The sequence below is a fragment of the Plantactinospora sp. CNZ321 genome (genome assembly GCF_004217235.1).
Genome location: NZ_SHKQ01000001.1, coordinates 1,882,681 through 1,902,672, shown reverse-complemented (window position 1 = coordinate 1,902,672; position 19,992 = coordinate 1,882,681). Strand labels below are relative to the sequence as shown.

General features: G+C 71.3%; 14 protein-coding genes and 1 pseudogene. 10 read left to right on the top strand and 5 right to left on the bottom strand.

Annotated features, from left to right (window positions below; all coding sequences use genetic code 11):
• Window positions 1-19 precede the first annotated feature (19 nt).
• Window positions 20-4,387: a HAMP domain-containing protein gene (locus EV371_RS08405; RefSeq protein ID WP_130461547.1), complete on the bottom strand. Its 4,368-nt coding sequence runs from the start codon at window positions 4,385-4,387 to the stop codon at window positions 20-22.
• A gap of 330 nt (window positions 4,388-4,717) precedes the next feature.
• On the opposite strand from EV371_RS08405, the gene EV371_RS08400 reads away from it, so the two are divergent.
• Window positions 4,718-6,832 (top strand): SpoIIE family protein phosphatase, encoded by a 2,115-nt coding sequence (locus EV371_RS08400; protein WP_349340116.1) that lies wholly within the window; start codon window positions 4,718-4,720, stop codon window positions 6,830-6,832.
• A 266-nt stretch (window positions 6,833-7,098) separates the two neighbouring features.
• Here the strand turns inward: EV371_RS08400 and EV371_RS08390 are convergent, their stop codons facing one another.
• Window positions 7,099-8,274, bottom strand: coding sequence for an IS701 family transposase (locus tag EV371_RS08390; protein WP_130461034.1), 1,176 nt, complete (start codon window positions 8,272-8,274; stop codon window positions 7,099-7,101).
• Window positions 8,275-8,419: 145 nt separating this feature from the next.
• Here EV371_RS08390 and EV371_RS08385 point away from each other — a divergent pair.
• Window positions 8,420-8,923: pseudogene (locus EV371_RS08385) on the top strand (M23 family metallopeptidase); the annotation flags it as partial.
• Between the two features lie 278 nt (window positions 8,924-9,201).
• Here the strand turns inward: EV371_RS08385 and EV371_RS34195 are convergent.
• The gene (locus EV371_RS34195) at window positions 9,202-10,731 is read right to left on the bottom strand and encodes an FAD-binding oxidoreductase (RefSeq protein WP_349340136.1); all 1,530 of its coding nucleotides are present in this window, start codon (window positions 10,729-10,731) and stop codon (window positions 9,202-9,204) included.
• 80 nt (window positions 10,732-10,811) lie between these two features.
• Between EV371_RS34195 and EV371_RS08375 the strand changes: the two genes are divergently transcribed.
• The 4 genes from EV371_RS08375 to EV371_RS08360 all read left to right on the top strand — a co-directional run bounded on the left by EV371_RS08375 (window position 10,812) and on the right by EV371_RS08360 (window position 15,053).
• On the top strand, window positions 10,812-12,923 hold the full coding sequence (locus tag EV371_RS08375) for a prolyl oligopeptidase family serine peptidase (protein ID WP_130461544.1): 2,112 nt from the start codon (window positions 10,812-10,814) through the stop codon (window positions 12,921-12,923).
• 75 nt (window positions 12,924-12,998) lie between these two features.
• Window positions 12,999-14,216, top strand: coding sequence for a family 16 glycosylhydrolase (locus tag EV371_RS08370; protein ID WP_130461543.1), 1,218 nt, complete (start codon window positions 12,999-13,001; stop codon window positions 14,214-14,216).
• Window positions 14,217-14,421: 205 nt separating this feature from the next.
• Window positions 14,422-14,646 carry a type II toxin-antitoxin system VapB family antitoxin gene (gene vapB / locus EV371_RS08365; protein WP_130461542.1) on the top strand — a complete coding sequence of 75 codons (225 nt, stop codon included), beginning with the start codon at window positions 14,422-14,424 and terminating at the stop codon, window positions 14,644-14,646.
• Window positions 14,637-15,053, top strand: coding sequence for a PIN domain-containing protein (locus EV371_RS08360; RefSeq protein WP_130461541.1), 417 nt, complete (start codon window positions 14,637-14,639; stop codon window positions 15,051-15,053). The genes vapB and EV371_RS08360 overlap by 10 nt, the downstream gene beginning before the upstream one ends.
• Before the next feature lie 277 nt (window positions 15,054-15,330).
• Here EV371_RS08360 and EV371_RS08355 read toward each other — a convergent pair whose 3' ends face one another.
• Window positions 15,331-16,287, bottom strand: a complete 957-nt coding sequence (locus EV371_RS08355) for a pyridoxal-phosphate dependent enzyme (RefSeq protein ID WP_130461540.1) — start codon at window positions 16,285-16,287, stop codon at window positions 15,331-15,333.
• Between the two features lie 156 nt (window positions 16,288-16,443).
• Here EV371_RS08355 and EV371_RS08350 point away from each other — a divergent pair, with 156 nt between their 5' ends.
• Window positions 16,444-17,466: a DUF4352 domain-containing protein gene (locus EV371_RS08350; protein WP_165436635.1), complete on the top strand. Its 1,023-nt coding sequence runs from the start codon at window positions 16,444-16,446 to the stop codon at window positions 17,464-17,466.
• Window positions 17,467-17,530: 64 nt separating this feature from the next.
• On the opposite strand, the gene EV371_RS08345 is transcribed toward EV371_RS08350, so the two are convergent.
• Window positions 17,531-18,523, bottom strand: a complete 993-nt coding sequence (locus tag EV371_RS08345) for an NAD-dependent epimerase/dehydratase family protein (protein ID WP_130461538.1) — start codon at window positions 18,521-18,523, stop codon at window positions 17,531-17,533.
• 168 nt (window positions 18,524-18,691) lie between these two features.
• Between EV371_RS08345 and EV371_RS08340 the strand changes: the two genes are divergently transcribed.
• From EV371_RS08340 to EV371_RS08330, 3 genes are all read left to right on the top strand, one after another.
• Window positions 18,692-19,045: an anti-sigma factor antagonist gene (locus tag EV371_RS08340; RefSeq protein ID WP_130461537.1), complete on the top strand. Its 354-nt coding sequence runs from the start codon at window positions 18,692-18,694 to the stop codon at window positions 19,043-19,045.
• A 157-nt stretch (window positions 19,046-19,202) separates the two neighbouring features.
• Window positions 19,203-19,664: a large conductance mechanosensitive channel protein MscL gene (gene mscL, locus EV371_RS08335; RefSeq protein ID WP_130461536.1), complete on the top strand. Its 462-nt coding sequence runs from the start codon at window positions 19,203-19,205 to the stop codon at window positions 19,662-19,664.
• 78 nt (window positions 19,665-19,742) lie between these two features.
• Entirely contained in the window at window positions 19,743-19,979 is a 237-nt protein-coding gene (locus EV371_RS08330) for a hypothetical protein (protein WP_130461535.1), read from the top strand.
• Window positions 19,980-19,992: the final 13 nt, after the last annotated feature.

Sequence of the window (19,992 nt, the reverse complement as noted above, 5' to 3'; positions counted from 1 at the left end):
GTGCCCGTGTCATCCGCGCTCACCCCTCGACCTCCCGTCCGCCGGTGACCCAGGAGGCCATCAGCTCGATCAACTCGTCCAGGTCCACCGGCTTGGTGATGTAGTCGCTCGCACCGGCGCCGAGCGCCGACTCGCGGTCCCCCGGCATCGCCTTGGCGGTCAGGAACACCACCGGCAGGTCGGTGAAGCGGTGGTTGCGGCGGATCGCCCGGGTGGTCTCGTAACCGTCCTGGTCCGGCATCATCGCGTCCATCAGGACGATGTCCACCTCCGGATGCTCGGCGAGCAGGCGTACCCCGTCCACCCCGTTGTCCGAGTAGAGCACGGTCATGCCGTGCAGCTCCAACGCGCTGGTCAGGGCGAAGACGTTGCGGACGTCGTCGTCGATGATCAGCACCGTGGCGCCGTCGAGCTGCCGGGCAGCCGGGGTGATCGGCCGGTCCGGCTCGCTCTGGGTACGCAGCATGGCGGGCAGCCCGCCCCGAGGCGTCTGCATCGGCGGTACCGGCACCGGGGCGACCACCGCGTCCGGCGCCAGTACGTCCGGCACGAAGAGGGTGAAGGTCGAGCCCTGCCCCGGTGCCGACGAGACCGTGATGGTGCCGCCGATCAGCCGGGCCAGGTCCCGGCTGATCGACAGCCCGAGCCCGGTGCCGCCGTACCGCCGGCTGGTGGTCCCGTCGGCCTGCTGGAACGCCTCGAAGATCAGCCCGAGCTTGTCGTCCGAGATGCCGATGCCGGTGTCGATGACGGTGAACGCCACCACCTGGTGCGCGGTCGCCAGCGCCGGTACGTCGAAGAACGCCCCCTCCGGCGCCGGCCCGATCCGCAACGTCACCGCCCCGTTGTCGGTGAACTTGACCGCGTTGGAGAGCAGGTTGCGGAGGATCTGCTGCAACCGCTGGGCGTCGGTGACCAGCATCGGCGGCAGCTCCTTGGAGATGCGTACCTGGAAGTCCAGGCCCTGCTCCTCGGCCTGTGGCGCGAACGCCTGCTCGACGTAGCTGCGGATCTCGGAGAACCGCACCTCGGTCGGCTCCACGTCCATCCGACCCGCCTCGATCTTGGACAGGTCGAGGATGTCGTCGATCAGCGAGAGCAGGTCGGAACCGGCACTGTGGATGGTCCGGGCGAACTCGATCTGCTTCTCGGTCAGGTTGTTCTCGGAGTTGTCCGCCAGCAGCCGGGCCAGCAGCAGCAACGAGTTGAGCGGCGTACGAAGCTCGTGGCTCATGTTCGCCAGGAACTCCGACTTGTACGCCGAGGCCCGGGCCAACTGCTGCGCCTTGTCCTCCAGACCGATCCGGGCCAGCTCGATCTCCCGGTTCTTGGTCTCGATGTTCCCCTTCTGCTCGGAGAGCAGCTGCGCCTTGTCCTCCAGCTCGGCGTTGGTGCGCTGGAGTTCGGCGGACTGTTCCTGAAGTTCGTGGGCGAGCCGCTGGGACTGCGAGAGCAGTTCCTCGGTACGCCGGTTGGCCTGAATGGTGTTCACCGCGATGCCGATGGTGAGCACCAGCCGCTCCAGGAACGCCAGGTGCAGGTCGGAGAAGGGCGAGACGCCGGCGAACTCGATGACGCCGAGCAGTTCGCCCTCGAAGAGCACCGGCAGCACCACCAGGTCGGCCGGGGGCGTGGCGGCGAGTCCGGAGCGGACCGTGAGGCTGCCGTTCGGCGGTGCACCGACCCGGATCGTCCGCCGGGAGAGCGCGGCCTGCCCGACCAGCCCCTCGCCGGGGCCGAACGTGACGTCGTGGTGCCGGGCCACGTAGCCGTACGAGGCGGTGAGTCGCAGCCGCATCACCGCCTCGTCGGTGTCGGCCAGGAAGAACGCGCCGAGCTGCGCGTCGACCAGCGGCGTCACCTCGGTCATGATCATGCGGCAGACCTCGCCGAGGTCGCGCTGCCCCTGGAGCAGGCCACCGATCCGGGCCAGGTTGGAGTCGAGCCAGCCCTGCTCGGCGTTCTTCTTGGTGGTCTCCCGGAGCGTGACGATCATCTGGTTGATGTTGTCCTTCAGCTCGGCGACCTCGCCCTGGGCCTGTACGGCGATCCGCTGGGTCAGGTCGCCGGTGGTGACCGCCGTGGAGACCTGGGCGATCGCCCGGAGCTGGGTGGTCAGCGTGGAGGCGAGCTGGTTGACGTTCTCGGTGATGTCCCGCCAGGTGCCGGAGACCCCCTTCACCTGGGCCTGACCGCCGAGCTTGCCCTCGACGCCGACCTCCCGGCCGACCCGGGTCAGCTCCTGGGCGAACGAGGAGAGCTGGTCCACCATCGTGTTGACGGTGTCCTTCAGCTCCAGGATCTCGCCCTGCGCGTCCACGGTGATCTTCTGCGACAGGTCGCCCCGGGCCACCGCCGTGGTGACCGAGGCGATGTTCCGGACCTGGGCGGTCAGGTTCGAGCCCATCGAGTTCACGTTGTCGGTCAGGTCCCGCCAGGTGCCGGAGACCCCCTTCACCTGGGCCTGACCGCCGAGCTTGCCCTCGGTGCCGACCTCCCGGGCCACCCGGGTCACCTCGTCGGCGAAGGACGAGAGCTGGTCGACCATCGTGTTCACCGTCTGCTTGAGCTCCAGGATCTCGCCCTGCGCGTCGACGGTGATCTTCTGGCTGAGGTCACCCCGGGCCACCGCCGTCGACACCTGGGCGATGTTCCGCACCTGCGCGGTCAGGTTCGACGCCATCGAGTTCACGTTGTCGGTCAGGTCCCGCCAGGTGCCGGCCACGCCGCGTACCTGGGCCTGACCGCCGAGCTTGCCCTCGGTGCCCACCTCCCGGGCCACCCGGGTCACCTCGTCGGCGAACGACGAGAGCTGGTCCACCATCGTGTTCACCGTCGACTTCAACTCCAGGATCTCGCCCCGGGCGTCGACGGTGATCTTCTGCGACAGGTCACCCTTGGCCACCGCCGTGGTGACCGAGGCGATGTTCCGGACCTGGGCGGTCAGGTTCGACGCCATCGAGTTCACGTTGTCGGTGAGATCGCGCCAGGTGCCGGAGACCCCCTTCACCTCGGCCTGACCGCCGAGCTTGCCCTCGGTGCCCACCTCCCGGGCCACCCGGGTCACCTCGTCGGCAAACGACGAGAGCTGGTCCACCATCGTGTTCACCGTCGACTTCAGCTCCAGGATCTCGCCCTGCGCGGCAACGGTGATCTTCTGCGACAGGTCACCCTTGGCCACCGCGGTGGAGACCTGGGAGATGTTCCGGACCTGCGAGGTGAGGTTGCCGGCGAGCTGGTTGACGTTCTCCGTCAGTGCCCGCCAGGTGCCGGAGACGCCGCGTACCTGGGCCTGGCCGCCGAGCTTGCCCTCGATGCCGACCTCCCGGGCCACCCGGGTCACCTCGTCGGCGAACGACGAGAGCTGGTCCACCATCGTGTTGACGGTGTCCTTCAGCTCCAGGATCTCGCCCTGCGCGGCCACCGTGATCTTCTGGCTGAGGTCACCCCGGGCCACCGCCGTCGACACCTGGGCGATGTTCCGCACCTGCGCGGTCAGGTTCGACGCCATCGAGTTGACGCTGTCGGTGAGGTCCTTCCAGGTGCCGGCCACGTTCGGCACGTCCGCCTGGCCGCCGAGCTTGCCCTCGGTGCCGACCTCCCGGGCGACCCGGGTCACCTGCTCGGCGAAGAGCCGCAGTGTGTCGGTCAGCCCGTTGATGGTGTGCGCCAGCTCGGCGACCTCGCCCTTGGCCGAGACGGTGATCTTCTGCGACAGGTCTCCCCGGGCCATCGCCGTGGTCACCTGCGAGATCGACCGCACCTGGTACGTCAGGTTCGACGCCATGGTGTTCACCGAGTCGGTGAGGTCCTTCCAGGTGCCGGCGGCCCCGCGTACGTCGGCCTGGCCGCCGAGCTCACCCTCCGTGCCGACCTCCCGGGCCACCCGGGTCACCTCGTTGGAGAAGGACGAGAGCTGGTCGACCATCGTGTTGACCGTGCGGCCGATCCGCAGGTACTCGCCGCGCAGCGGCCGGCCGTCGATCTCCAGCGCCATGTGCTGGGAGAGATCGCCGTCGGCGACCGCCGCGATGACCCGGGCTATCTCGGTGGTCGGCCGGCCGAGATCGTCGATGAGCTGGTTGATCGCCCGCTGTCCCTCGGCCCAGGAGCCGTCCAGCCCCTCCTCGTCCAGCCGCTCGGTGAGCCGGCCGTCCCGACCGACGGTCCGGCTGATCCGGCGCAGGTCGAGGTGCTGCCGCTCCTGGACCGAAACCACCTCGTTGAAGGCGTCCGCCACCTCGCCCGCGACACCGGCCCGGCGCGGTAGCCGGGCCTTCAGATCGCCGCGACGGACCCGCCGCAGCGCGTCGACGAGCTCGCTGAGCAGCACCGCGTCCTCGGCGGCGGACCGCTCCTCGGCAGAGATCTGTTTCGCCGTGGTCATCGTTCCTCGCTCAGGTTTCGAAGGAGGTGGGCCAGCCCGGCCGGCCCGCGCCGCCAGGTGGTCGGCGAATCCGCTCCGCCGGTCCGGATGGTTCCGCTCGGGCGGCGGCCACACCCATCATTGTGCCTTTCGTCCATCCGATGCCACCCTCGACGCACACCAGCGGCCGCCGGTGGGACAGGCCACGAGGTAAAGCGGGCAGAACGGTCAACTTGGGCAGGGCCCAGCCTAGCGCGGCCCCGCTCGGACCGCCCTGAGCCGCGACCGGGCACGGGCGTGACCGGCCCGGATAGGGTGGCCTGGATCTCGGATCGGCGGAGGATACGAAGGGTGTCAGCGGAGGCGGGCGGCACGGGCACCGGCGGAGCGTCCACCGGGGGCACGGGCGATCAGCTGCGCCGGGTTCGGCTACCCGCCGACCGGCGTACCCCGGCGGCTGCCCGCGCCCTGGTCCGGTCGGTGCTGGACGAGGCCGGCCTTGAGGAACTGCTCAACGAGGCGCTGCTGCTCACCACCGAACTCTCCACCAACGCGGTGGAACACGCCCGCACCGAACTGGACATCGAGGTCGTGGCGGACGCCTCGGGCCTGACGGTGACGGTCTCCGACTTCGCGGCCGGACCGATCGAGGACGTGACGGCCCGGCCCAGAAACGACCTGACGGACATCTCGCAGGTGTCCGAGCGGGGCCGCGGACTGCTCCTGGTCGACCACTTCGCCAGCCGGTGGGGCACCACACACCAGGCCACCGGCAAGGGTGTCTGGTTCCGGCTCGACCGCAAGGGCCGGGCCGGCCCGGTGCAGTACCCGCTGGAGGCGGCGCAGGCCGTCGCCATCAGCGGCGTCACCGGCGCCATCAGCGGCATCACCGGCCCACCCGGCCCGTCCGCGCCGAGCGCCGGGGCGATGAGCGCGTTGATGCAGACCGTCCCGGACCCGTACGCCGACGACCCGCTGCCCAACTTCGCCGCCGACCTGCTGGTCCGGCTCGGCGACATGGTCGGCGCGGCCGGCGGGGCGGTACGTCTGGACCGGGGCGACGGCGCGGGCTGGCAACTGCTGGCCCGGTACGGCCGGCAGCCCCGCGCCGGCGACGAGCTGATCCGGGTGCCGTTGACCGTGCACCGGCCGTACGCCGGGGAGCTGGAGCTCGACGCGGCCCCCTCCGGGTACGCCCGCCCACTCGCCGCGCTGGTCGCCGAGCGGCTCTCCCTGCACCTGGAGAACGACCGGCTGCGTCGGGCCGACGTGCGCCGGCAGACCTGGCTGACCTTCCTCGCCGAGGCGAGCGAACTGCTCGCCCAGTCGCTCGACGTCGAGCTGACGATGGCGCTGATTCCGCAGCTCGTGGTGCCCCGGCTGGGGCAGTGGTGCGCGGTGCACGTCACCGACGAGTGGGGACGGTTGAAACTGGCCTCGGCCACCCACGCCGACGAGGCGGTGCTGCCACAGCTGCACAAGATGCTCTCCGAGGAGGGCCCGGAGTCGGTGCAGTCCCGGCTGCGCGAGGCGTCCCGCAGCCAGGGACAGGTGCCGATCGGCGCCCCGATGGACGGCTTCGCCATCCCGCTGGTCGCCCGGGGACAGCGGCTCGGCACCCTCGCGGTCGGTCGGCACCAGCGGCACCGGCACGATCCGGACGAGATCGCCGTACTGGAGGACGTGGCCCGGCGGGCGGGGCTGGCCATCGAGAACGCCCGGATCCACGACGAGCGGCGGAAGGTGGCACACACCCTCCAGCAGTCGCTGCTGCCGCCGGTGCTGCCGGTGGTGGACGGCATCGGGTTCGCCGCCGAGTACGTGCCGACCGGGGACGCGGCGGAGGTCGGCGGTGACTTCTACGACGTCGTACCGCTGGCCGAGGATCGCTGGCTGGTGGTGGTCGGGGACGTCTCCGGCAAGGGCGTTCAGGCGGCGACGGTGACCGGCCTGGTCCGGGACGTGATCCGGGTCCTGGTCGGCGACGGCAAGCCCCTGCCGGAGGCGCTGGCCCGACTCAACGGCACGCTGGTGGAACGGGGTGGCGGCCGGTACTGCACGCTGGCGCTGGCCGCCGTGGACCGGGACCCGACCGGCCGGCTCACCGTCTCGCTCTATCTGGCCGGCCACGACCGGCCGGTGCTGGTCCGAGCCGACGGGCGGACGTCGTTCGTGGGTTCCGGAGGTACCGCGCTCGGCCTGCTCGACTCGATCACCTCGCCGGTCACGGAGGTGCGGCTCGGCCCCGGTGACGCACTGGTCTTCTACACCGACGGGGTGACCGAACGGCGGCGCGGCCGGGAACTCTTCGGCGTCGAGCGGTTGCGGGACGCGGCGGCGCCGCTGGCCGGTTACTCGGCGGAGGTGCTGGCCGCCCGGTTGCGCGCCGCGGCGATCAACTTCTCGGTCGAGTCGCCCCGGGACGACATCGCCATCCTGGTGCTGCGCAACGACGCGACCGGCTGACCACACCCGCCCCGCACCAGAGTGCTTGGAGAAAACCTTCACGACTGAACATTCGTTAAGTTAAGTATTTACATGCGTCGAGTGCGTGGATAGCATTCCCTTGCGTACGCGAAGGCCGGCCGTTCCCTAATACTGCAACGGCACTTATGGGGGCTGTCGTCGCCGGTAGTGGCTTTGTTGGGCTTGCCATTGTCGGCGACGGCGTAGTCGTGACCAGGCGACGGTGTGGTCGTTGTTGGGGTAGCGGGTGTGAAGCAGTTTGGTGATCAGCTTGCGGGCTTCGGGAACGGTGATGGGGATGAGCTGCTCATCATAGAGCGATTTGCCCCCTTTAGTTCCTCGGCGCGGATGACCGCCAACCAGGCCAGGGCCAGCATCGACAAGGTGATGTGGGCGTACCAGCCCCGCCAGGTACGCACCTGGTAGTGGTCCAGGCCCGCCTCCTGCTTGGCCTGCTTGAAGCACTCCTCGACCGGCCACCGTCGCCCCGCGACCCAGACCAGCGTCGCGAGGGTGGTACGCCTCGGCGCGTAGCAGATGTAGTAGGCGATCTCGGTCGGGTCGCTGACGCTGCGTCGGGCCAGGAGCCAGTGTCCACGCCCGGGCGCCCACCACGACCGGATCGGCACCCTGGCCCAGTCGTAGACCCGCGGCCCGTGCGCGCCGTCTCCACAGGACAGACGACGCCAGGCCCTGTCCGGTAGCTGCGCGACGATGCTGTCGACCCGGCCGTGCCCGATCCCTCGCGCTGACACGTCGTCGTTGCATCGGGTCGCCACCACATGGAACACGTCCCGCTCCTCCAGCCACACCCGCAGGTACTTGGCCTGCCCGAACGCCTCGTCGGCGGTAAACCAGGTGAACGGCACCTCCGCCTCGATCGCACGTTGCAGCATGTCGATGGCGACGCGTGGCTTGGTCTGCAACTCGACATCGCCGGGCACCCCCGCAGCACGGCACCGGTCCCGATCGGTGGTCCACGACTCCGGCAGGTACAGATGCCGGTCGATCAACGCGTGCCCGGTCGGAGCGACGTAGGCCAGGAACGTGCCGATCTGGCAGTTGTCCTTCTTCCCACTCGTCCCGGTGTACTGCCGCTGCACCCCCGCCGACCGGGTCCCCTTCTTGACGAACCCCGTGTCGTCAGCGACCAGCACCGCCCCGGTATGACCCAACCGCTCGACCACGTAGTCGCGGATGTCGTCGCGTACCCCGTCGACGTCCCAGTCCGCGCGACGCAGCAGACGCTGCATGCCGTCCGGGCTGCTCTCGCCGGCATGCTCGGCCAACGTCCAGCCGTTCTTACGTTCCAGGCCGGCGACGAGCCCGCCAACGTACCGGCCAACCCGCTCACGCGGCTCCGACCTGGAAAAACGCCTGCCTACCTGATCCAGCAACCCATCAAGCTCGTCCTGCCACGACACGACATCAACGTACGTCACACAAAATCAACGCGCGGGCAGCGGAAACGCAACTGCAAGTGCCGTTGCAGTACTAACCCCCGCCCAGGGAAGGACGGAACCCTTGCGATCGATCCGATTACTCCTCGCCCTCACGGCAACCGTCTGCACCACGCTCGCCGCGACGCTGGTGGCGGCCACCCCGGCGCACGCCGCCCCGGTCTTCAAGGCGCCGTTCCCCTGTGGACAGCGCTGGACCTACAGCCACCACAGCGCCGAGGTACGCCTCGCGCTCGACTTCGTCCGCTCCGACGGCGGCGCCACCGCCGGCACCCCGGTGCTCGCCTCCGCGGCCGGCACCGCCCGGCGCTACTACCAGGCGGGCGGCGCCGGCAACTACATCGTGATCAACCATGGTGGCGGCTGGACGACGTACTACTTCCACCTCGCCGCGTTCTCGGTGCCCGACGGCGCCACCGTCGGCCAGGGCCAGCAGATCGGCACCACCGGCAGCACCGGTAACTCGACCGGGGCGCACATCCACTACGAGCAGCTCTACAACGGGGTCGGGCAGACCATCGTGATCAACGGCGGATCGCTGGCACCCTATCCCGGTTCGTACCACCAACGGCACCTGACCAGTGACAACGGCTGTGGCGGCGGCGCCGCCTTCTGGACCTGGGGCAGCGGAGTACGGGTACGCGCCGACGCCCGGCTCAGCGCGCCCACGGTGACCGCCCTGGCCGGCCCCACGCTGGTCTACGTGCTCTGCCAGAAGCAGGGCGACACGGTGGTCGCCGAGGGCTACACCAACAACTGGTGGTCCCGGTTGCGGGACCAGAACGGCTTCATCACCAACATCTACATCGACCATCCCGCCGCACAGTTGCCCGGGGTGCCGAACTGCTGAGCCCAGGCCCGGCCCGGTCGGTACCCACCGACCGGGCCGGGCGCACCCCCGCCCAGGGGTCAGATGCCGCCCGGGTAGCGTCCGGGGGCGAGTCGTCGGGCCGGATCGAACCGCTCCTTGACCCGGCGCAGCATCGGCAGGTCGGGCAGTTCGCCCCAGAGGTCCACCGCCTCGCGGATCCGGGCCGGAGCGGCGACCACCACGCAGCGGCCGGAGCGGGCCCGCAGCACCGCACGTACGCCGTCCAGGATGGCGCCGACCCGCTCCGGTGCCGAGTCGGCCGGCAGCGCGGCGTGCACGACACCGAGCCCGGCCGAGCCGCGAACCGGCACGGGTGCCCCGGCGGCGTCCCGCAGCGCGTAGACGGCGGCGTGCAGGTCGCCGATCGGCACCTCGATGCGCAGCGCCACCTGGTCGGGCCGGAACGGGTAGCGGCGCCACCAGCCAGGCGCCGTGCCGACCGCCCGGGCGTCACCGCCGAGCAGCGTGGTCAACCGGGCCGTCCGCTCGGCCACCTCCGCCGGTCCGCCCTCGATCAGCACGCCGAGGGTGCCGGCGCCGGGCTCACCGCTCCCGCCGCGCCCCCCGGTGCCGCGACCGGGCCCGGCCCGGCCCCGCTCACCGGACCAGCCCGTGCCGGACCCGCCGGCGCCGGAGGGACGGCCGGGCACGCCGGACCGGCCGGGAGTCTCGAACCAGCCTCGCGGACCGGGTGCCCCCGTGACACCCGGCCCGTCCGGCGGAAGGTGCCCGGCGGAGCCGAGGCTCCGGACGGCCCGGCCGGCCGCCGGTGCCCGACCGCCGGGCAGGTCCACCTCGATCGCGGTCGGCCGCAGGTCCGCGCCGAGGACGGCCCGGACCAGGTCGTGCACCTCCAGCGGGGTCCAGACCGACCGGAGCACCCACGCCCGGCTCGCCGGGATCGGCTGCACCCGCAGGGTCGCCGAGACCAGCACGCCGAGCGCGCCCTGCGACCCGCAGAGCAGCCGGGTGACGTCCGGATCCGCCGGCACGGCCCGCTCACCGGGACGGCCGGACGACCCGGCCCGGGCGTGCGCGAGCACCCCGAAGGCGTCGACGTAGCTCACCCCGACGAGCTGGTCGCAGGGCCGGCCGTGCAGGTGCCGGAGCGGGCCGCTCTCGTCGGTCGCGACCACGCCACCGACGGTGGCGCCGACCGAGGGCACGTCGATCGGCAGCCGACGCCCGGTCCGCTCCAGGATCGCCTCGGCGGCCCGGAGCGGTGTGCCGGCCCCGATCTCGGCCACCAGTTCGTCCTCCGGCTGCTGCCAGACCCCGGCGAGCCGCCCGGTATCCAGCACGATGTCGACCTGCGACGGAGGCATGCCCCAGTCCAGTTTGGTGCCGGCACCCCGGGCGACCACCGAGAGGTCGTGCGCGGCGGCCAGCCGGACCACCTCGGTCACCGCCTCCGGATTGCCCGGGGCCGCGACCCAGCGGGCCGCCGCGCCGGCCACTCCGTCGGCCGCCCCCGCCGGCCGCGCGAAGTGGGCACCGCAGATGTCGGCCAGTCGCCGCGCGATGTCAGCGCCCCTGCGTTCTATTGAGATCTCCCCCACCTTTGTCATCGTACACATGTGCTAATTTTCGGCAACGCCGGGTCGCACCGGGCCGCCCTCCGGCAGGTGCTGCCGGGTAACGTGACCGGGTGACCTCTGAGACGACCGCCCCCGTCGCCAAGCGGCTGCCGACCGAGCGCACCCACCACGGCGACACGGTGATCGACGAGTACGCCTGGCTCGCCGACAGGGACGACCCGGACACGATCGGTTACCTCACCGCGGAGAACGCCCACACCGAGCGGACCACAGCCCGACTCGGTCTGTTGCGGGAGGCGCTGTTCAACGAGACGAAGCGGCGGACCAAAGAAACCGATCTATCGGTACCGACCCGCAAGAACGGCCACTGGTACTACACCCGGACGGTCGAAGGCGAGCAGTACGGCATCCACTGCCGCCGGGCGGTCCGGGACGGCGAGACGGCACCGCCGATGCCGTCCGACGGCGCACCGCTGCCCGGCGAGGAGATCCTGCTCGACGGCAACGCGCTGGCGCGGGGGCACGACTTCTTCGCGCTCGGCACCTTCGACATCAGCCCGGACGGGCGCTGGCTCGCCTACTCCACCGACTTCGCCGGCGACGAGCGGTTCACCCTGCGGGTCAAGGACCTGGCCACCGGTGAGGTGCTCGCCGACGAGGTGCCGAACACGTTCTACGGCAGCGCCTGGTCGGCCGACGGCTCCACACTGTTCTATCTGACCGTGGACGAGGTCTGGCGGCCCTACCGGGTGTGGCGGCACACCGTCGGCACGGCGGCGGACGCCGACGAGATCGTCTACCAGGAGGACGACGAGCGGTTCTGGGTCGGTGTCGGGCTGACCCGCTCGGAGAACTTCATCGTCATCGACTCGCACAGCAAGATCACCAGCGAGGTACGGGTCATCCCGGCCGGCAACCCGACCGGCGAGCCGGCGGTGATCGCGCCCCGCCGGCAGGGTGTCGAATACTCGATCGAGCACCACGGTCACCGCGCCGGCTCCGCCGGCCAGGGGCGTTTTCTGATCCTGCACAACGACGGCGCGGAGGACTTCGCGCTGGCGTACACCTCGGCGGACGCGCCCGGGGACTGGGTGCCGATGATCGAACACGAACCGGGCACCCGGCTGGAGGCGGTCGACGCCTTCGCCAACCACATCGTGGTGTCGCTGCGCACGGCCGGGCTGACCGGGATCCGGGTGCTGCCGGTGGGCAGCACCGAGTCGTACGACATCGACTTCCCGGAGCCGCTCTACAACGTCGGGCTGGACAGCAACCCCGAGTACCAGACCACCACCGTCCGGCTGCACTACGCCTCGCTGACCACTCCCGACTCGGTCTACGACTACGACCTGGTCACCAGGGAGATGGTGCTGCGCAAGCGGAAGCCGGTGCTCGGCGACTTCGACCCGGCCGACTACGAGCAGCACCGGGACTGGGCGCTCGCCGACGACGGGACCCGGGTGCCGATCTCGCTGGTCTGCCGGGTCGGCACGCCCCGGGACGGCTCGGCACCGTGCGTCCTCTACGGCTACGGCTCCTACGAGGCCAGCATGGACCCCTGGTTCTCCATCCCCCGGCTCTCCCTGCTGGACCGGGGCGTCGTCTTCGCCATCGCGCACGTGCGTGGCGGCGGCGAGCTGGGTCGTCGCTGGTACGAGACCGGCAAACTGCTGGCCAAGAAGAACACCTTCACCGACTTCGTGGCCAGCGCCCGGCACCTGGTCAAGGCCGGTTGGACCTCGGCGGACCGGCTGGTCGCCCGGGGCGGCTCGGCCGGCGGGCTGCTGATGGGCGCGGTGGCCAACATCGCCCCCGACGCCTTCGCCGGGATCGTCGCGCAGGTGCCGTTCGTCGACCCGCTCACCTCGATCCTCGACCCGTCGCTGCCGCTGACCGTCACCGAGTGGGAGGAGTGGGGCAACCCGCTGGCCGACCCCGAGGTGTACGCGTACATGAGGTCGTACTCGCCGTACGAGAACGTCACCGCGCAGGACTACCCGCCGATCCTCGCCGTCACCAGCCTGAACGACACCCGGGTGCTCTACCACGAGCCGGCGAAGTGGATCGCCCGGCTCCGGGCCGTCGCGCCACAGGGGTCGTACCTGCTCAAGACGGAGATGGGTGCCGGGCACGGCGGCCCGAGCGGGCGCTACGACTCCTGGCGGGAGGAGGCGTTCGTCGCGGCCTGGATCCTCGACCGGCTGGGCGTCGCCGGCCGGTAGCGCGGAGTCTGCCAATCACTCCCGATTTAGTTAACAACCTTGCAAGAAAGCGCTCTCTGGCGTAGAAACATTGACATGCGTACACGCCGAGCCACCCTCGTCCTGGCCCTGCTCGCCGCGACGCTGGTGGTCACCCCGCCCAGCCCGGCCGTCGCGGAGCCGGGCGCGCTCACCTGGAGCGACGAGTTCAACGCCGCAGCCGGCACCCCGCCCGACGGCAACAAGTGGAAGTACGACATCGGCGGTGGCGGCTGGGGCAACAACGAGCAGCAGTACTACACCAACAGCACCAGCAACGCCGCGCACGACGGCAACGGCAACCTGGTGATCACCGCCCGCCGGGAGAATCCGGCGAACTACCAGTGCCACTACGGCCGCTGCCAGTACACCTCGGCGCGGCTGCTCACCGCGGACCGCTTCACCCAGACGTACGGCCGGTTCGAGGCCCGGATGAAGCTGCCGCGCGGCCAGGGCATCTGGCCGGCGTTCTGGATGCTCGGCGGCATGCCCTGGCCGGACCAGGGTGAGATCGACATCATGGAGAACATCGGGCGCGAGCCCGGCAACGTGTACGGCACGCTGCACGGCCCCGGCTACGCCGGCGGCAGCGCGATCAGCTCCCGCTACACGCTCCCCGGCGGCCAGGCGTTCGCCGACGCCTTCCACACCTTCACGGTGGACTGGGCGCCGGACTCGATCACCTGGTACGTCGACGGCATCCAGTACGGCCGCAAGACCCCGGCCGACCTGAACGGCAACCGCTGGGTCTACGACCACCCGTTCTTCATGATCATGAACGTGGCGGTCGGCGGCCACTGGCCGGGCTACCCCGACGCCAGCACCACCTTCCCGCAGCAGATGCTGGTCGACTACGTCCGGGTCTGGGCCTGGAACACCGGCGGCGGCAATCCCGGCACCGGCAGCCAGATCGTCGGGCTCGCCGACAAGTGCATCGACATCCCCGGCGCCAACCCGGCCGACGGCACCCAGTTGCAGATCTGGGACTGCAACGGCACCGTCGCGCAGCGCTGGACGTTCACCGGCGGGACGGTCCGGGCGATGGGCAAGTGCATGGACGTGGCGAACGGCTCGACGGCGAACGGCGCCAACATCCAGATCGTCGGCTGCAACGGCAATCCGGCCCAGCAGTTCGTGCTGAGTTCGGCCGGTGACCTGGTGAACCCGCAGGCGAACAAGTGCGTCGACGTACGCGACTGGAGCACCGCCAACGGCGCCAAGCTCCAGCTCTGGGAGTGCACCGGCGGCGCCAACCAGAAGTGGCGACGCGCCTGAGGAACCAGACGCGCGGCGGTACGCCGACCCGCCGCGACGACCGGCCCCGCACCGGGCTCGGTGCGGGGCCGGTCGTCACTCCTCGGCCGCTGTATCGCCACCTTGCCGGAGCCCTGCTCGATAGGATGGACCTGGCATATCTGGGTCGATCCGGTCGGCGCGTGATATCGTGATATCATCGTCCGATCCTGGATCGGAGGTGCACATGCCCAACATCCTCATCCGTGACCTCAGCCAAGAAGCCGTCGACCGCATCGACGCTGCGGCCGCCAACCTCGGGCTGTCCCGCAACGAGTACCTGCGCCGGAAGTTCGAGGAGAACATCAGCCCTGCCGGCGAACGGACGGTCACCGTTGAAGACTGGCAACGGTCCGCGGAGGCTTTCGCGGACCTGGCCGATCCCGCGGTGATGGAGGCCGCGTGGCGGTGACGAGCTGGCTGATCGACAAGTCCGCGTACATTCGGCTCCAGCTCGGCCAGACGGCGAACCGCGACGAGTGGAGCGCACGCATCAGCCGCGGACTCGTCCGGCTCTCCTCAATCACGCGACTCGAACTCGGCTACTCAGTGCGTTCCGGAGAAACGGGACGTCGACAGTTCGCCGCCCCACCGCTGTCCCTGATGCCGGTCGAACACCTCACACCTGCTATCGAGGACCGGGCCCTGGAGGTCCAGATGCTGCTCGCCGACCGTGGTCAGCACCGCGCCCCGTCAATTCCCGACCTGCTGATCGCGGCGACCGCTGAGAAGACCGGGCTGACCGTCCTCGCCGTCGACAAGGACTTCGACCTCATCGCCGCAGTCACGGGCCAGCCGATTGAATCCCTGGCTGGCTAAGGATCGCCGTACGATCGGAAACTCCGGCCGTACATGCGCACTCGGTGGTCCCCGTCGCAGTCAGCGCGCGGGCAGCTCACGGAGGAACGCCCGCCCGCACTCCACCCCGAGGCAGCAACACCAGGTCGGCGATCTGGACGGCGCCGGCCGGACCGGCTCCGGGCGGCGGTGCCGGGTAGGTAACACCGCTGGTCGGCCCGGTCGGGCCGGCTCGTCACGCCGTCAACCGGCTGCCGGTTGGCGCTGATCGCGTTCGCCGCCGGCATCTGGCGCGCCGTCAGCCCGCGTCGGGACGGCCGGCGGCGGCCGCCAGTACCGCCGGGTCGACGTTGCCGCCGCTCACCACCGCCACCGTACGCCCAGCGGGCAGCTCGGCGGCGTGGAACATCCGGGCGGCGGTGGCCACCGCACCGCTCGGCTCCACCACCAGCCGGGCGGCCCGGACCAGCCGGGTCGTCGCGGCGGCGATCTCCTCCTCGCTGACCGTCACGATGCCGTCCAACCGGGCGCGCAGGTGTGCGAAGGTCAGCGCGGAGAGGTTGGTCCGCAGCCCGTCCGCGCTGGTGCGGTAGGTGCGGGCCGGTTCCCACTGCCGCAGCTCCCCGCCGCGCAACGACTCGGCGGCGTCGGCGGCGAGTTCCGGTTCGACCCCGATGACCCGGGTCTCCGGGCGCAACGCCTTGACCGCCGTGGCGACCCCGGAGGCGAGCCCGCCCCCGCCGACCGGCACCAGCACCACGTCCAGGTCCGGCATGTCCGTCAGCACCTCCAGCCCGATGGTGCCCTGACCGGCGATGACCCGCCGGTCGTCGAAGGGCGGGACCAGGGTCCGGCCCTGCTCGACGGCGATCGCCTCGGCGACCGGTAGCCGGTCGGCCGGGTCGACCACGCGTACCTCGGCGCCCAGGGCGCGCACCTGGTCGATCTTTGTCGCCGGAGCGCCCTCGGGGATCACCACCGTGCACGGCACGCGCCGGGCCCGGGCGGCGTAGGCGAGCGCCTGTCCGTGGTTGCCGGAGGAGTGCGTGACCACGCCCCGGGCCCGCTGGCCGGCGTCGAGCCGGGCCACCGCGTGCGTCGCGCCGCGCAGCTTGAACGAGCCGACCGGTTGCAGGCTCTCCGGCTTCAGCCAGAGCTGGTCGTCCCAACGGCAGGGCAGCAGCGGCGTACGCAGCACCAACCCGAAGAGGTGACCTGCCGCGGCCCGTACGTCATCGACGGTAAGGAGATCCACCCGATCATCCTGCCACCCCGGCTCAGCAGCCGGTCCGGAGCGGTTCGGCCGGCCGCTCCCGCCGGCCGCCGGGTACGAAGATGGCGATCCTGACCGGGATGAATGCGACTAAAGCCTACTATTTGGCCAGAGAACACGGATGATACGAGGATCACGATGACCAGCCCCGACCAGACCGGCGGGCAGCCGTACCGGCCCGGCGGCGGTTCCGGCGAGCCGCCAGTGGACGGTTCCGGCGAGCCGCCGACGGGCGATGCCGGTGAGCCGCCGACGGGCGGGGATCGGCCGGTCGAGCCGGTCCCCCAGGCGTGGGACTGGGCGATCGATCCACCGCCGCCGGAGGGGCCGAGCCGGGAGCCGAGCCCGGATCCGGCGGCCGGACCGAACATCGACGAGGTCCCGGATCCGATACCGCTGACCGGCCGCTTTCCGGACACGATCGCGCCCGGCGCGGGCCCGCCCTCCCCGCCGGACTGGTCCACGCCGCAGACCCGGGTCAGCACGCCGCCGCTGGGCGGTTACCCGCCGCCAGCGCCTCCGCCGCCGACCTGGGCCTCTGGACCGACCGGCCCGGAGGGCGGGGCAGGACCGGAGGCGGGACACGCACCGCCCGGCGGCACCGTCAAGGTTCCCGAGTTCGTACGGCCGACCGACCGGCGGTGGTGGTTCGTACTCGGCCTCGTCGCAGCGGTCCTCTCCTGCTGCTGCGTGGCCGCCGCCGTGGTCGCGCTGGTCTGGGGACCGGGCTTCTACAACGGGCTGCGCGACCGGGCTCCCCGAGTCGTCGGCCTCAACCAGCCGGCCCGGGACGGCGACCTCGAGTTCCAGGTGCAGCGGGTGCGCTGCGGTGTCACCGAGGTCGGCGACCCCCTGGTCAGCCAACTCGCGGTCGGGCAGTTCTGCCTGGTCGACCTGGCGGTACGGAACCTGGGCCGCCGACCGGTGACGTTCCAGGACGGCCTCCAGATCGCGTACGGGCCGGCGGGACAGCGGTTCGGGGTGGACAGCTCGGCCGGACTGCTGGCCAACGCCGACCAGCTCGGCTTCCTCGACGAGATCAACCCCGGCAACCGGGTCACCGGCGCGGTCGTCTACGACATCCCGCCCGACACCCGGATCGTCCGGCTCCGGCTACGCGCCTCCGCGACCTCGCCCGGAATCCAGGTCCGCACCGGATAGCCGGGCCGACCGGACCGACGGGACGGCAGAACCGGAGGGGACGGCAGAACCGGACGGGCGGCGGTCAGCGGGCGTGCCAGGCGGCGAGAAGTTCGGCCTCCTCGACCTCGGTGAGCCCGATCCGCTGGCCCGCCTCCGGGCCGGCCGTCGCCAACCAGCCCGCGGTGTCCCGGGCCGTCTCGGCAAGCGGCCGGGTCCGCAGCCCGGCCGCCAGGCTCGGGGTCACATCCCGGCTCAGGATGCCGGCGTACTCGGGCACCGGCAACCACAGCGGCAACGACCGGGGGCCGGCCCAGGGCTGAACCCCCCGCTCCGCCAGGAACTCCTGGGTCACCCAGCTCAGGGCGGCGCCGTCGGGGAGTACGTCGGCCAGGAATCGGGCCCGGGTCATCGGCGCACCGGCGCCGTCGTACGTCCCGATAAGTCCGCGCTCACCGGCGGCGACGATCCAGGCGGCCAGATCGCGTACGTCCACCAACTGCACCGCGTCGTCCGGTGAGCCGGGCGCGAGGACCTCGCCACCCCGGGCCGCCCGCCGGACCCAGTACTCGAAGCGCCCGCTCGGATCCTCCGGGCCGACGATCAGGCCGGCCCGGCAGACGAAGACCCGGTCGGCACCGAACGCCTCCGTCACGAGCTGCTCACAGCTCACCTTGCAGGCGCCGTACGACTCCGCGGAGAGCGCCGGGTCCTCCGCGTCCGGCGGCGCGGGGGCCAGCACCGGCGCGGTGTCGACCCGCTGGCCGACCGTGGTGGTGTCCGCGTACACCGAGACGGTCGAGACGAAGGTGAAGTGTCCCACTCGACCGGCGAGCGCGGCGGCCGCGTGCCGGACCTGGTCGGGGTGCCGGGTCACGTCGACGACCAGGTCGAACTCGCCGGTGAGCCCGGCCAGGCCGGCCGGGTCGGTGCGGTCCACCCGGACGAAGCGGACGCCGTCCACCGGGTCCCCGGACGAGCCCCGGGCGGCGCAGGTGACATCGTGGCCGGCGGTGAGGGCCTGCCGGGCGACGGCCCGGCCGAGGAACACGGTGCCGCCGAGGATGAGGGTTCGCATCCGGCGATGGTGCCCGGTGGGACGGCCTTCGGTAACCCCTGTTCGCGCAGGGCGGATCAGGTCCACCGGCGCCGGGGCACCGCCGGCCGAGGGCCGAGTTCCGCCGCCCGTCATGCGTACCGGCCCGGATGTAAAGTACGGTTCGACCGATATCCCAGGAGGTCGCGAATGTCCCTGACGGTGCACACCGAGGAACGGGCCGACGTCGTCGTCGTGTCGGTCGCGGGCGAACTCGACATGGCCACCGCGCCGCAACTGCAGGACCAGATCACGGACCTGCTGGAGAAGGGACACCACCGACTGGTCTTCGACCTGGCCGATCTCACGTTCTGCGACTCCACCGGGCTCTCCGTCTTCGTCCGTGCCCGCAACAGCGCCGACGAGGCCGGCGGCATCGTCCGGCTGGCGGCGCCGCGCCGGGGGGTGCTGCGCATCCTGGAGGTCAGCGGTCTGGTGGAGGTGCTCCAGACACACGCCACGGTGGACGAGGCGGTGGCCGGCGGCCGCACCGTCACCGACTGACGGATCCGGCCCACCACCGACCGGCGGCCGGGCAGGCCGCCACCGACCGGCGGCCCGGCCCGGCCGATCCGCCACCGGGCACCCTGCCGCTTTTCGTCCGCCACGCGCCAGGCACTAGGTTGTCGACCGACACGGATCCGGCAACCTGGAGACGCCAATGCTCAAGGGCTTCAAAGACTTCATCATGCGGGGCCACGTCGTCGACCTCGCCGTCGGCGTGGTCATCGGCGCGGCCTTCACCGGCCTGGTCACCCAGTTCACCAACTCGTTCCTGAAGCCGCTGATCACCATGTTCGGCGGCGAGAAGGACCTCGCGGCGGGCACCTGGACGCTGCCGAACGGGGCCGTGGCCGACTGGGCCGCCTTCGTCAACGCCACCATCACCTTCCTGATGACCGCCGCCGTGCTCTACTTCCTGGTGGTCCTTCCGCTGAACAAGCTCGCCGAGCGGCGCCGGCGGGGCGAGGAGCCGGCGCCGGCCGCGCCGAGCGAGGAGATCAAGCTGCTCACCGAGATCCGGGACGCGCTGGTTGCCGCCGGCCGGGCACCGAACCGGCAGCCCGAGGGGCCGGACGAGCACTTCGGCCAGCAGTACCCGCCGGCGCAACGCCACCCCTGAACCCCGAGCGTCACCTGCCCGGGTAACGGCCCGAGACCCGGCGATCTTCTCGAACGTACGTTCGATAAGGTCCCGGGCATGGAACAGCGAAAGCACTGGTGGAACGGCAAGTGGGGGCGCCTGGCACGGCGCGATGTCTACCTACGGGCGGATGCCGACCAGTGGCACGTGGAACAGCGGGCGGGCGGGGCCGAGGGGATCTCCCGGTTCTACGAGTTCGACAGCGAGGACGCGGCGTACGACGTGGTCCGGACCCTGCTGGCCGGGCCGGACAGCTGGCGGGAGCTCTCCGCCCGTCCGCCCGGGGTCGACTGACCGCGCGCGGACG